Origin of the sequence: Citrobacter sp. B72 (assembly GCF_016894305.1) — a bacterium.
GTDB classification, from domain to species: Bacteria; Pseudomonadota; Gammaproteobacteria; order Enterobacterales; family Enterobacteriaceae; genus Citrobacter; species Citrobacter portucalensis.
In genome coordinates this window covers 3,125,657-3,138,169 of record NZ_CP069801.1, presented here as the reverse complement: position 1 = coordinate 3,138,169, position 12,513 = coordinate 3,125,657, and the positions used below count along the sequence as shown (strand labels likewise).

Genomic DNA, 12,513 nt, shown 5'->3' with positions numbered 1-12,513 from the left:
ACACTCAGCTTCAATGATTCTGCATTTTTCACACAAAGATAACGATCGTTGGCGTTGGCGCGTATAATGCGCGGCGTTCACGTTAACGTATGCCCGTTTAAGGAGAAAAAGATGACGGCAATTGCCCCGGTTATTACCATTGATGGCCCAAGCGGTGCAGGTAAAGGCACCTTGTGCAAGGCAATGGCGGAAGCATTGCAGTGGCATCTGTTAGATTCAGGCGCGATCTACCGCGTACTGGCGCTCGCAGCGTTACATCACCATGTTGATGTCACATCTGAAGATGCTCTGGTACCGCTTGCCTCACACCTGGATGTGCGTTTTATCTCAACAGACGGCAACCTGGAAGTCATTCTTGAAGGTGAAGATGTCAGCGGTGAAATCCGCACTCAGGAAGTAGCTAATGCCGCCTCTCAGGTTGCGGCGTTTCCCCGCGTGCGTGAAGCATTATTACGTCGTCAACGCGCATTTCGCGAATCCCCAGGTCTGATTGCTGATGGACGTGATATGGGCACCGTGGTATTCCCGGATGCGCCGGTGAAAATTTTTCTGGACGCCTCCTCGCAAGAACGTGCGCATAGACGTATGCTACAGTTGCAGGAGAAGGGCTTTAGTGTTAACTTTGAACGCCTTTTGGCCGAGATCGAAGAACGCGATTATCGCGATCGTAATCGTGCTGTAGCGCCGCTGGTTCCCGCTGCTGATGCTTTAGTTTTGGATTCAACCCGATTAAGCATTGAGCAAGTGATTGAAAAAGCGTTACAATACGCGCGCCAAAAACTGGCTCTCGCTTAAGTGCGACCGAATTTGCAGTACCCCCGTTGCAATGGATTGACAGCGGGTATGTTAAACAACCCCATCCGGCATGGAGCCAGGTGGACGTTAAATATGAAACCTGAAGATTAAACATGACTGAATCTTTTGCTCAACTGTTTGAAGAATCCTTAAAAGAAATCGAAACCCGTCCGGGTTCCATCGTTCGTGGTGTTGTTGTTGCTATCGACAAAGACGTAGTACTGGTTGACGCTGGTCTGAAATCTGAGTCCGCCATTCCGGCAGAGCAGTTCAAAAACGCCCAGGGCGAGCTGGAAATCCAGGTTGGTGACGAAGTTGACGTTGCTCTGGATGCAGTAGAAGACGGCTTCGGTGAAACCCTGCTGTCCCGTGAAAAAGCTAAACGTCACGAAGCTTGGATCACGCTGGAAAAAGCTTACGAAGAAGCTGCAACCGTTACTGGTGTTATCAATGGCAAAGTCAAGGGTGGCTTCACTGTTGAGCTGAATGGTATTCGCGCGTTCCTGCCGGGTTCCCTGGTAGACGTTCGTCCGGTCCGCGACACGCTGCACCTGGAAGGCAAAGAGCTTGAATTCAAAGTAATCAAGCTGGATCAGAAGCGTAACAACGTTGTTGTTTCCCGTCGTGCCGTTATCGAATCCGAAAACAGCGCAGAACGCGATCAGCTGCTGGAAAACCTGCAGGAAGGCATGGAAGTTAAAGGTATCGTTAAGAACCTCACTGACTACGGTGCATTCGTTGATCTGGGTGGCGTTGACGGCCTGCTGCACATCACCGACATGGCATGGAAACGCGTTAAGCATCCGAGCGAAATCGTAAACGTTGGCGACGAAATCACTGTTAAAGTGCTGAAGTTCGACCGCGAGCGTACTCGTGTATCTCTGGGCCTGAAACAGCTGGGCGAAGATCCATGGGTAGCTATCGCTAAGCGTTATCCGGAAGGTACCAAACTGACTGGTCGCGTGACCAACCTGACCGACTACGGCTGCTTCGTTGAAATCGAAGAAGGCGTTGAAGGCCTGGTTCACGTTTCCGAAATGGATTGGACCAACAAAAACATCCACCCGTCCAAAGTTGTTAACGTTGGCGATGTAGTGGAAGTTATGGTTCTGGATATCGACGAAGAACGTCGTCGTATCTCCCTGGGTCTGAAGCAGTGCAAAAACAACCCATGGCAGCAGTTCGCGGAAACCCACAACAAGGGTGACCGTGTTGAAGGTAAAATCAAGTCTATCACTGACTTCGGTATCTTCATCGGCCTGGACGGCGGCATCGACGGCCTGGTTCACCTGTCTGACATCTCCTGGAACGTTGCAGGCGAAGAAGCAGTTCGTGAATACAAAAAAGGCGACGAAATCGCAGCAGTTGTTCTGCAGGTTGACGCAGAGCGTGAGCGTATCTCTCTGGGCGTTAAACAGCTCGCAGAAGATCCGTTCAACAACTGGGTTGCACTGAACAAGAAAGGCGCAATCGTAAACGGTAAAGTCACTGCAGTTGACGCTAAAGGCGCAACCGTAGAACTGGCTGACGGCGTTGAAGGTTACCTGCGCGCTTCTGAAGCTTCACGTGACCGCGTTGAAGATGCAACTCTGGTTCTGAGCGTAGGCGACGACGTTGAAGCTAAATTCACCGGCGTTGATCGTAAGAACCGTGCAATCAGCCTGTCTGTTCGTGCTAAAGACGAAGCTGATGAGAAAGATGCAATCGCAACTGTTAACAAACAGGAAGATGCTAACTTCTCTAACAACGCAATGGCTGAAGCTTTCAAAGCAGCTAAAGGCGAGTAATATCGAGTGCTCTAAATCCTTTGTGCTGTTAACGGCACAAAGGGTGACGAGTAGCTTGACAGATTACAGGATTCGTCCTGTAATCAATGACAAAGGGCGGCTACGGCCGCCCTTAATCAATGCAGCAGCTAATTATGCCTTTAAGGAACCGGAGGAATCATGACCAAGTCAGAATTGATTGAAAGACTTGCAACCCAGCAACCTCATATTCCCGCGAAAGCGGTTGAAGATGCAGTTAAAGAGATGCTGGAACATATGGCCTCGACTCTTGCGCAGGGCGAGCGTATTGAAATCCGCGGTTTCGGCAGCTTCTCTTTGCATTACCGCGCACCACGCACCGGACGTAATCCGAAGACCGGCGATAAAGTGGATCTGGAAGGGAAATACGTTCCGCACTTTAAACCAGGTAAAGAACTGCGCGATCGCGCCAATATTTATGGTTAAGTTTTTAGCGAGACTTAACGCCGAGAAAAGCACCCAAATGGGTGCTTTTTTCATTTCTGTCCACCTATCCTGGAATCCTCATCCCAGTTAATTTGTACGTTACAACCATCACTAAATGTCTGCGGAACTCAGGTCGTATAACGATAAATTGATGCCAGACAACCGTCGAAGAGTACTGCACACTCCCTGTAACAGGGAGGTGATTGATGAAAATAACAACGGTGAGTATCTGCGCATTACTCGGCATTCTCCCACTCATGCTATTACCTATGCTGCCAGGCATGTTGTGTATCGGCATTGTATTTTGTCTGGCATGTCTGCTCTGTTTTCTCCCCTACAAATATATGCGTTCCGCCGGACTAACCCTGCTGTTTTTTCTTTGGGGAATCCTGGCCGCGAAAGAGGCTCTGTGGGCCGGTAATACGCTGCCTGCGAAAACCCAGCAAGCCATTGTGCGGATAACCGGAACTGACAATATGACAACGCACTACGGCCAGATCACTCACCTTCAGGGGAAACGAATCTTTCCTGCGCAAGGAATCGTCTTGTACGGGCAGTATTTACCCGGTGATGTTTGTGCGGGTCAGACATGGGCGATGACGTTGAAAGTCCGCGCTGTACACGGTCAATTAAACGAAGGCGGATTTGATAGCCAGCGTTACGCATTGGCGCAGCATCAACCGCTGACGGGACGATTCTTGCAGGCTTCGGTAATCACACCAAAATGTAGTTTGCGTTCGCGGTATCTCGCCTCGCTGAAAACGGCACTCACCGACTATCCCTGGCAGCAGGTCATACTGGGTCTGGGAATGGGGGAGCGCTTGTCTGTGTCACAAGAGGTGAAAACGATTATGCGTGATACCGGCACGGCTCATTTGATGGCTATCTCCGGGCTGCATATTGCATTTGTTGCATTACTGACCGCAGGATTGATACGTGCTGGACAATTTTTTATGCCAACAAGGTGGATTTGCTGGCAGATGCCATTAGTGGGTGGGATTGTCTGTGCCACATTTTATGCCTGGCTGACGGGGCTGCAACCCCCGGCATTACGAACGGTTGTTGCGCTGCTAGTCTGGGGGGCGCTGAGACTTAGCGGCAGGCAGTGGAGTGGATGGTCGGTCTGGATCTGCTGTCTGGCAGCCATCGTGGTGGTGGATCCTGTTGCTGTTCTTTCGCAAAGCCTATGGTTGTCTGCATCCGCCGTTGCGGCACTGCTGTTCTGGTACCAATGGGTACCGCTCCCGGACTGGTCGCTGTCGCGTGCTGGACGTCAATTTCTGGCGCTGGCTCATCTGCAATTGGGTATTACGCTTCTGCTTTTTCCCGTGCAAATCGCAATGTTTCACGGTTTTAGTCTGACCTCGTTTCTGGCTAATTTGTTTGCCGTCCCTTTGGTCACGTTTGTTTCCGTACCCTTGATATTAGCAGGCATGATCATGCATTTAGCCGGGACGGTGATGGTTGAATCAAGCCTGTGGTATCTAGCGGATCGTTCTCTGGCGCTGCTATTTTGGGGGCTCAGAAGTCTGCCTCAAGGGTGGATCAATATTGATGCGCGCTGGCAATGGCTGGCATTTTTACCCGGAATGATGATTATCGCATGGCGACTAAATATCTTGCGTACGCTACCGGTGGTCTGTTTCTCTGTGCTCCTTTTGCTGAGTGGGCCGCTTTGGCGTGCACCGCGAACTGATGTGTGGCAAGTGCATATGCTGGATGTCGGGCAGGGGCTGGCGATGGTGATCGCGCGAAATGGGAAAGCGCTGCTTTACGATACCGGTCTGGCATGGCCCGAAGGCGATAGCGCACAACAGCTGATTATTCCCTGGTTGCGTTGGCATAATCTGGAGCCAGAAGGAATTATTTTAAGCCATGAGCACATGGATCACCGCGGCGGGTTGCACTCCTTACAACAAGCCTGGCCGTCGCTATGGGTAAGAAGTCCGCTGAGCTGGAAAGGTCATCTCCCGTGTTTTCGCGGAGAGCATTGGCAATGGCAAGGGTTAACCTTCAGTGCGCACTGGCCTGTGCGTGGAAATACAGACCAGGGGAATAACCACTCCTGCGTGGTTAAGGTCGATGACGGATATCAGAGTATTCTGCTGACCGGTGATATCGAATCTCCTGCTGAACAAAAAATGCTAAGTCACTATTGGCAGCACCTACAGTCGACGGTGATGCAGGTTCCACATCATGGCAGCAATACTTCATCATCACTGGCACTCATTCAGCGGGTTGACGGGCAGGTCGCACTCGCCTCTGCATCCCGTTACAACGCTTGGCGTCTGCCGTCCTGGAAAGTGAAGCAACGTTATCGGCAACAAAATTATCAATGGCTGGATACCCCCCATCAGGGACAGATTACGCTGGATTTTTATCAAAAAAACTGGCGCATACGCAGCATGCGGGATCAGATTTTACCTCGTTGGTATCATCAGTGGTTTGGCGTGTCGGAGGATAACGGGTAGAATATGCGGCTATTCTAACAAATGCTGGTTTTTTGAATGCATAACGATAAAGATCTCTCTACGTGGCAGACGTTTCGCCGACTATGGCCAACCATAGCGCCTTTTAAATCGGGTCTGATCGTGGCGGGTATAGCGTTAGTCCTTAACGCGGCCAGCGATACCTTCATGTTATCGCTCCTTAAACCATTACTGGATGATGGTTTTGGTAAAACGGATCGCTCGGTGCTGCTGTGGATGCCGCTGGTGGTCATTGGGCTGATGATAGTTCGTGGCTTAACCAGCTATGTCTCCAGCTACTGTATCTCATGGGTGTCAGGCAAAGTGGTCATGACCATGCGCCGCCGCCTGTTTGGCCATATGATGGGGATGCCCGTCTCCTTTTTTGATAAACAGTCTACAGGGACATTGTTATCGCGTATTACCTATGATTCAGAACAGGTTGCGTCATCGTCTTCCGGCGCGCTGATCACCGTGGTACGTGAAGGGGCCTCAATCATTGGCCTGTTTATCATGATGTTCTATTACAGCTGGCAGCTGTCACTGATCCTGATTGTACTGGCGCCAATTGTGTCAGTGGCAATCCGTGTGGTTTCCAAGCGCTTTCGTAGCATCAGTAAAAACATGCAAAACACCATGGGTCAGGTTACGACCAGTGCGGAGCAGATGCTGAAAGGCCACAAAGAAGTTCTGATTTTTGGTGGTCAGGAAGTCGAAACCAAGCGCTTTGATAAGGTCAGCAACAAGATGCGTTTGCAGGGTATGAAGATGGTTTCCGCTTCTTCTATCTCCGACCCTATCATCCAACTGATTGCGTCTTTGGCACTGGCCTTCGTGTTATATGCGGCTAGCTTCCCAAGCGTAATGGAAAATCTGACAGCAGGGACAATTACGGTTGTCTTCTCCTCAATGATCGCATTAATGCGTCCGTTGAAATCGCTGACCAACGTCAACGCGCAGTTCCAGCGCGGTATGGCGGCATGCCAGACCTTATTTACGATTCTGGATAGCGAACAGGAGAAAGATGAAGGTAAACGTGTGATCGAGCGTGCTACCGGCGATCTCGAGTTCCGCAACGTGACGTTCACTTATCCGGGACGTGAAGTACCGGCTCTGCGTAACATCAACCTGAATATTCCCGCGGGTAAAACTGTTGCTCTGGTCGGCCGTTCGGGCTCAGGGAAATCCACCATCGCCAGCCTGATTACGCGCTTCTACGATATTGATGAAGGGCAGATTCTGATGGACGGACACGATCTGCGCGAATATACCCTGGCATCACTGCGCGATCAGGTTGCGTTGGTTTCGCAGAATGTGCACTTGTTTAACGATACGGTTGCCAACAACATCGCCTACGCGCGTACCGATATGTACAGCCGTGAGCAGATCGAAAAAGCGGCACAGATGGCCTACGCCATGGATTTCATCAACAAGATGGATAATGGCCTGGATACGGTGATTGGTGAAAACGGCGTCCTGCTTTCCGGCGGACAACGTCAGCGTATCGCTATCGCCCGTGCCTTGTTGCGTGACAGCCCAATTCTGATCCTTGATGAAGCAACATCGGCTCTTGATACTGAATCTGAACGCGCGATTCAGTCTGCGCTGGATGAGCTACAGAAAAACCGTACTTCTCTGGTTATTGCTCACCGTCTTTCAACCATTGAACAAGCCGACGAAATCATCGTGGTGGAGGATGGTCTGATTGTCGAACGCGGAACCCATAGCGAGCTGATTGAGCAGCGCGGGGTGTATGCGCAATTACACAAAATGCAATTTGGTCAATGATCGCACGTATCTGGTCTGGTGAATCGCCGCTGTGGCGATTGTTACTTCCACTCTCCTGGCTGTATGGCCTGGTGAGTGGTGCTATCCGCTTATGCTACAAGTTGGGGCTTAAACACGCATGGCGCGCGCCAGTCCCGGTAGTGGTGGTCGGAAACCTTACCGCGGGCGGAAACGGTAAAACGCCGGTGGTGATTTGGTTGGTTGAACAACTGCGACAACGCGGGATTCGCGTGGGTGTGGTATCGCGTGGATATGGCGGGAAAGCGACTGCTTACCCGCTGTTGCTAACAGCTGATACTACTACCGCAGAAGCGGGCGATGAACCTGTGCTGATCGCCCAACGTACCGGCGTGCCGGTAGCGGTATCCCCGGTAAGATCGGATGCGGTAAAAGCCATTTTGGCCCAACACGACGTGCAGATTATTTTGACGGACGATGGACTACAGCACTATCGTCTGGCGCGAGATGTTGAAATCGTAGTCATTGACGGCGAACGTCGGTTTGGCAACGGCTGGTGGCTTCCCGCTGGTCCAATGCGGGAACGCGCAGGTCGCCTTAAATCGGTGGATGCGACTATTGTTAACGGTGGCGTTGCGCAACCAGGGGAAATCCCTATGCGACTTGAACCGGGACTGGCCGTTAATTTACGTACAGGTGAACGCCGTGATGTGGCGCAATTGTCCAATATTGTCGCCATGGCGGGCATTGGTCATCCACCGCGTTTTTTTGCCACGCTGAAAGCATGTGGTGCTAGCGTGCAAAAAAGCATTGCGCTGGCAGACCATCAGTCTCTGACCTACAGTGACGTCAGTGCGTTTGTAGACGCCGGGCAAACGCTGGTCATGACGGAAAAAGATGCGGTTAAGTGCCGGGAATTTGCCGATGAAAACTGGTGGTATTTACCTGTTGATGCACATTTGTCAGGCGATCGGCCTGATGTATTGCTGAATAGCTTAATCTCGCTGACTCGCTAACTGATTCACGCTGCGGCAGCGAATCATTTATGAGGCCATAAATGTCGTTGCCGCGCCTTTCTCTGACGGATGCCCGTCATCTTCACCTTGCTGCTCAAGGTCTGCTGAAAAAAACACGCCGCCGGGCAACCCCGGCAGATATTCTCGCGACCATTTCGCGCATGTCGTTACTGCAAATCGACACCATCAATATTGTGGCGCGCAGTCCTTACCTGGTGCTGTTTAGTCGTTTAGGCGATTATTCCCCCCAATGGCTGGACGACTCGTTACAGCAGGGCGAACTGATGGAATACTGGGCGCACGAGGCCTGTTTTTTGCCGCGCAGCGATTTTATGCTGATACGTCACCGCATGCTGGCCCCGGAGAATATGGGCTGGAAATATAAAGCGGCGTGGATGAAAGAACATGCGCATGAGATTGAGCAACTGCTCCAGCACATCCAACATAACGGGCCGGTACGCTCAGCTGATTTTGAGCATCCACGCAAAGGGACCAGCGGCTGGTGGGAATGGAAACCGCAGAAGCGTCATCTTGAAGGGTTGTTCACTGCCGGGAAAGTGATGGTCGTGGAACGGCGTAATTTCCAGCGAGTGTATGATTTAACTCATCGCGTCATGCCGCACTGGGACGATGAACGCGACCTACTTTCGCAAGAAGATGCTGAAAGTGTCATGCTGGATAACAGCGCCCGCAGTCTGGGGATTTTCCGCGAACAATGGCTGGCAGACTACTACCGCCTGAAGCGCCCGGCGCTAAAAAACTGGTGCAACGAACGGGCGGAACAGCGGCAGATTATTCCTGTCGACGTTGAGGGGCTAGGAGACTTGTGGCTGCATAGCCACCTTCAGCCGCTGCTTGAACAGGCGCTGGTGGGCAAATTAACGGCGACTCACAGTGCAGTATTATCACCTTTTGATCCGGTGGTCTGGGATCGTAAACGGGCAGAGCAGCTATTCGATTTTAGCTACCGGCTGGAGTGTTATACGCCAGCACCGAAACGTCAGTATGGTTATTTTGTCTTGCCGTTGCTGCATCGTGGACAGTTGGTTGGGCGGATGGATGCCAAAATGCACCGCAAAACAGGTGTGCTGGACGTTATTTCGCTGTGGTTACAGGATGGGGTTAAGCCTGGAGTGACGTTGCAAAAAGGATTGTTTCAGGCGATTGACGATTTTGCCCGCTGGCAGCAGGCAGCACGCGTGACGCTGGGACGTTATCCTGAAGGTTTATTTGCTGATGCACGCCATGGTTGGGAAATAGACCCAGCCCTTTAAGCGATTATGTTAATATTTACGGATTCACAATCCGGTCCATCTGGAGGAACTATGGATCATCGTCTGCTTGAAATCATTGCCTGCCCGGTATGCAATGGCAAACTCTGGTTTAACCAGGAAAAACAGGAACTGATTTGTAAACTGGATAACCTTGCTTTCCCACTGCGTGATGGCATTCCCGTGTTACTGGAAACCGAAGCCCGCGTTCTGACTGCTGATGAGAGTAAATCATGAGTTTTGTGGTCATTATTCCTGCGCGTTATGCGTCCACACGTCTGCCGGGTAAGCCGTTGCTGGATATCAACGGTAAACCGATGATCGTGCATGTACTGGAGCGTGCGCGTGAATCTGGCGCTGAACGTATCATCGTTGCCACCGATCACGAGGATGTCGCTCGCGCGGTAGAAGCGGTGGGTGGTGAAGTGTGCATTACTCGCGCCGATCACCAGTCTGGTACGGAGCGCCTGGCGGAAGTCGTCGAGAAATGTGGTTTTAGCGATGATACCGTTATTGTGAACGTACAGGGTGATGAGCCGATGATTCCGGCGGTCATTATTCGCCAGGTGGCTGAGAATCTGGCGCAACGTCAGGTCGGTATGGCGACTCTTGCGGCTCCGATTCACAGTGCGGAAGAGGCATTTAATCCGAATGCGGTAAAAGTCGTGTTGGACGCTGAAGGATATGCTCTCTATTTTTCACGCGCGACCATCCCATGGGATCGCGATCGTTTCGCCAAAAGTCTGGAAACGGTGGGGGACACCTTCCTGCGCCATCTGGGCATTTACGGCTATCGCGCCGGTTTTATTCGCCGCTATGTTAACTGGCAGCCTAGCCCGCTTGAGCATATCGAAATGCTGGAGCAGCTGCGAGTGCTGTGGTACGGCGAAAAAATTCACGTTGCCGTCGCAAAAGAAGTCCCGGGTACCGGCGTAGACACTGCCGAAGATCTTGAGCGCGTTCGCGCCGAAATGCATTAGTTTTTCTCACGGCACTCCCCCCATATTGAGGCGTATTTTTGGGAGGAGTGTCGTATCGTTGCGCTTTCCCTCCACTTTTCTTTTCATCAATTGATCTCATCCGGGTGACATCTGTCTGCACGACGCTCATTATGAAAGCAGTAGCATTTATGAGGGCAATCTGAAATGGAACAGTTGCGTGCCGAACTCAGCCACCTGCTGGGCGAAAAACTCAGTCGCATAGAATGCGTGAATGAAAAAGTGGATACGGCCCTGTGGTCACTGTACGACAGCCAGGGAAATCCGATGCCGCTGATGGCGAGAAGTTTCACCACGCCAGGTATGGCGCAGCAGCTGGCATGGAAAACCTCCATGTTGGCGCGCAGTGGTACGGTGCGAATGCCCGTCATTTACGGGGTCTTAACCCACGAAGAGCATCCCGGTCCCGATGTGCTACTGCTTGAGCGTTTACGCGGTGTGCCGGTGGAAGCGCCAGCCCGAACGCCCGAACGCTGGGAACATTTAAAAGATCAGATCGTAGAAGGTCTGCTGTCATGGCATCGGCAGGATAGCCGTGGCTGCGTGGGAATGGTGGATAACACGCAAGAGAATATCTGGCCATCCTGGTATCGTCAGCGTGTTGAAGTGTTGTGGACCACGTTAAATCAGTTCAACAATACCGGGCTGACGATGCAGGATAAGCGGATCCTGTTTCGTACCCGTGAGTGTTTGCCCGCTTTATTTGAAGGATTCAATGATAACTGCGTGCTGATCCACGGTAATTTTAGTTTACGTAGCATGCTCAAAGACGCCCGTAGCGATCAGCTTCTGGCGATGGTCGGACCGGGATTGATGCTGTGGGCACCCAGAGAGTATGAATTGTTCCGTTTAATGGATAATGCGCTGGCGGAAAGTCTGCTTTGGCAATACCTGCAACGCGCGCCCGTGGCGGAGTCCTTCATCTGGCGGCGCTGGCTGTATGTGTTATGGGATGAGGTGGCGCAACTGGTCAACACCGGACGTTTTAACCGCTCCAACTTTGACCTTGCCACGAAATCACTGCTGCCGTGGCTCGCCTGATGAACATGTGAACGCCTTATCCGGCCTACAATTCTGCGCTGAACACGTAGGCCTGATAAGACGCGTTAGTGTCGCTATCAGGCAACATTCCTGTCAATGCTCCGATCCTTTTAGCCACTGCCAGATACGCCCCAACGTTTCGTAACCAACACGATCGCTATGCATCAACCAGATTGGTGAGGGGATCGCGCGCTCCCACGGATTAAGCGGTGAATCAATTGCTAACTGGTTGGCTGGCGCGGGCAACGGATGTAGTCCGGCCTGTTGGAAGAAAATCATTGCTCGTGGTAAGTGCGATGCGGAGGTCACCAGCAGGAACGGCGCGCTGCCGATGGCCTGCTTAACCGCTGCGGCTTCTTCTTCGGTGTCTTTAGGTTTATCCAGCGTGATGATATCACCGGGCGGCACACCCAGTGACTGCGCTACGCGGGCGCCCGCTTCTGCAGTACTGACGTTATTGCTCTTTGCCGCAGCACCGGTAAAGATAAGCTTCGATCCCGGGTTAGCACGCCAGAGGCGAATACCTTCATTCAGACGCGGAAGACTGTTGCTTATCAGGTTTGAACTCGGCGCCCACTGTGGATTCCAGGTATACCCACCGCCCAGCACCACAATGTATTCCACTTTTTGTGTATCCTGCCAGGTTGGATAGCTGTCCTCAATCGGTTTCAGCAGACTGTCAGCGACGGGCTGCAAGCTTAGAAGTAACAGTGCCAGCCAACTCAGGCTAATGCACACTTTCCCTGTTTTTTGAAAGCGGCTAAACCAGAGCAGCGCCAGGCCTATGCCCATGATAATGAGCATTAGCGGAAGTGGCAGCATCATACCGCCAATCACTTTCTTCAGCGTAAAAAGCATCCTTTTTGGTTCCTTTTTTAACCATACAGCAGGGGATCAGCAGGGATATTACACCAGGAAGGTTCATTCTCGGCGTGGGTGTGACAAAA

At 51.8% G+C, this 12,513-nt stretch carries 11 protein-coding genes; 10 read left to right on the top strand and 1 reads right to left on the bottom strand.

The annotated features are described in order from the left end of the window. Positions 1-111 precede the first annotated feature (111 nt). From cmk to JQN59_RS14975, 10 genes are all read left to right on the top strand, one after another. Positions 112-795, top strand: coding sequence for a (d)CMP kinase (gene cmk, locus JQN59_RS15020; protein ID WP_003831921.1), 684 nt, complete (start codon positions 112-114; stop codon positions 793-795). Between the two features lie 113 nt (positions 796-908). Then, the gene (gene rpsA / locus JQN59_RS15015) at positions 909-2,582 is read left to right on the top strand and encodes a 30S ribosomal protein S1 (protein WP_003035776.1); all 1,674 of its coding nucleotides are present in this window, start codon (positions 909-911) and stop codon (positions 2,580-2,582) included. 159 nt (positions 2,583-2,741) lie between these two features. Then, positions 2,742-3,026, top strand: coding sequence for an integration host factor subunit beta (gene ihfB / locus JQN59_RS15010; protein WP_003035780.1), 285 nt, complete (start codon positions 2,742-2,744; stop codon positions 3,024-3,026). 206 nt (positions 3,027-3,232) lie between these two features. After that, complete coding sequence (locus JQN59_RS15005; RefSeq protein WP_149607849.1) at positions 3,233-5,497, top strand: ComEC family protein; 2,265 nt, start codon at positions 3,233-3,235, stop codon at positions 5,495-5,497. Between the two features lie 36 nt (positions 5,498-5,533). Next, a complete protein-coding gene (msbA, locus tag JQN59_RS15000; protein WP_048214571.1) occupies positions 5,534-7,282 on the top strand; it encodes a lipid A ABC transporter ATP-binding protein/permease MsbA in 1,749 nt (582 codons plus the stop codon). After that, entirely contained in the window at positions 7,279-8,256 is a 978-nt protein-coding gene (gene lpxK, locus JQN59_RS14995) for a tetraacyldisaccharide 4'-kinase (protein ID WP_048214570.1), read from the top strand. Before msbA ends, lpxK begins: the two co-directional genes overlap by 4 nt. A gap of 41 nt (positions 8,257-8,297) precedes the next feature. After that, positions 8,298-9,530, top strand: coding sequence for a winged helix-turn-helix domain-containing protein (locus tag JQN59_RS14990; protein ID WP_149607848.1), 1,233 nt, complete (start codon positions 8,298-8,300; stop codon positions 9,528-9,530). A gap of 51 nt (positions 9,531-9,581) precedes the next feature. Further along, complete coding sequence (gene ycaR / locus JQN59_RS14985) at positions 9,582-9,764, top strand: protein YcaR (protein WP_003035793.1); 183 nt, start codon at positions 9,582-9,584, stop codon at positions 9,762-9,764. Further along, positions 9,761-10,507 (top strand): 3-deoxy-manno-octulosonate cytidylyltransferase, encoded by a 747-nt coding sequence (gene kdsB / locus JQN59_RS14980; protein WP_149607847.1) that lies wholly within the window; start codon positions 9,761-9,763, stop codon positions 10,505-10,507. The genes ycaR and kdsB overlap by 4 nt, the downstream gene beginning before the upstream one ends. 165 nt (positions 10,508-10,672) lie before the next feature. Continuing rightward, complete coding sequence (locus JQN59_RS14975) at positions 10,673-11,566, top strand: YcbJ family phosphotransferase (RefSeq protein WP_003831934.1); 894 nt, start codon at positions 10,673-10,675, stop codon at positions 11,564-11,566. Between the two features lie 93 nt (positions 11,567-11,659). Here the strand turns inward: JQN59_RS14975 and elyC are convergent, their stop codons facing one another. Further along, entirely contained in the window at positions 11,660-12,424 is a 765-nt protein-coding gene (elyC, locus tag JQN59_RS14970; protein WP_149607846.1) for an envelope biogenesis factor ElyC, read from the bottom strand. Positions 12,425-12,513: the final 89 nt, after the last annotated feature.

Excerpts from the sequence above, each read along its gene's own strand:
- JQN59_RS14975 (WP_003831934.1), top strand. The coding sequence starts at position 10,673 with ATGGAACAGTTGCGTGCCGAACTCAGCCACCTGCTGGGCGAAAAACTC.
- JQN59_RS14990 (WP_149607848.1), top strand. The coding sequence starts at position 8,298 with ATGTCGTTGCCGCGCCTTTCTCTGACGGATGCCCGTCATCTTCACCTT.
- ihfB (WP_003035780.1), top strand. The coding sequence starts at position 2,742 with ATGACCAAGTCAGAATTGATTGAAAGACTTGCAACCCAGCAACCTCAT.
- ycaR (WP_003035793.1), top strand. The coding sequence starts at position 9,582 with ATGGATCATCGTCTGCTTGAAATCATTGCCTGCCCGGTATGCAATGGC.
- rpsA (WP_003035776.1), top strand. The coding sequence starts at position 909 with ATGACTGAATCTTTTGCTCAACTGTTTGAAGAATCCTTAAAAGAAATC.
- kdsB (WP_149607847.1), top strand. The coding sequence starts at position 9,761 with ATGAGTTTTGTGGTCATTATTCCTGCGCGTTATGCGTCCACACGTCTG.
- lpxK (WP_048214570.1), top strand. The coding sequence starts at position 7,279 with ATGATCGCACGTATCTGGTCTGGTGAATCGCCGCTGTGGCGATTGTTA.
- cmk (WP_003831921.1), top strand. The coding sequence starts at position 112 with ATGACGGCAATTGCCCCGGTTATTACCATTGATGGCCCAAGCGGTGCA.
- msbA (WP_048214571.1), top strand. The coding sequence starts at position 5,534 with ATGCATAACGATAAAGATCTCTCTACGTGGCAGACGTTTCGCCGACTA.
- JQN59_RS15005 (WP_149607849.1), top strand. The coding sequence starts at position 3,233 with ATGAAAATAACAACGGTGAGTATCTGCGCATTACTCGGCATTCTCCCA.
- elyC (WP_149607846.1), bottom strand. The coding sequence starts at position 12,424 with ATGCTTTTTACGCTGAAGAAAGTGATTGGCGGTATGATGCTGCCACTT.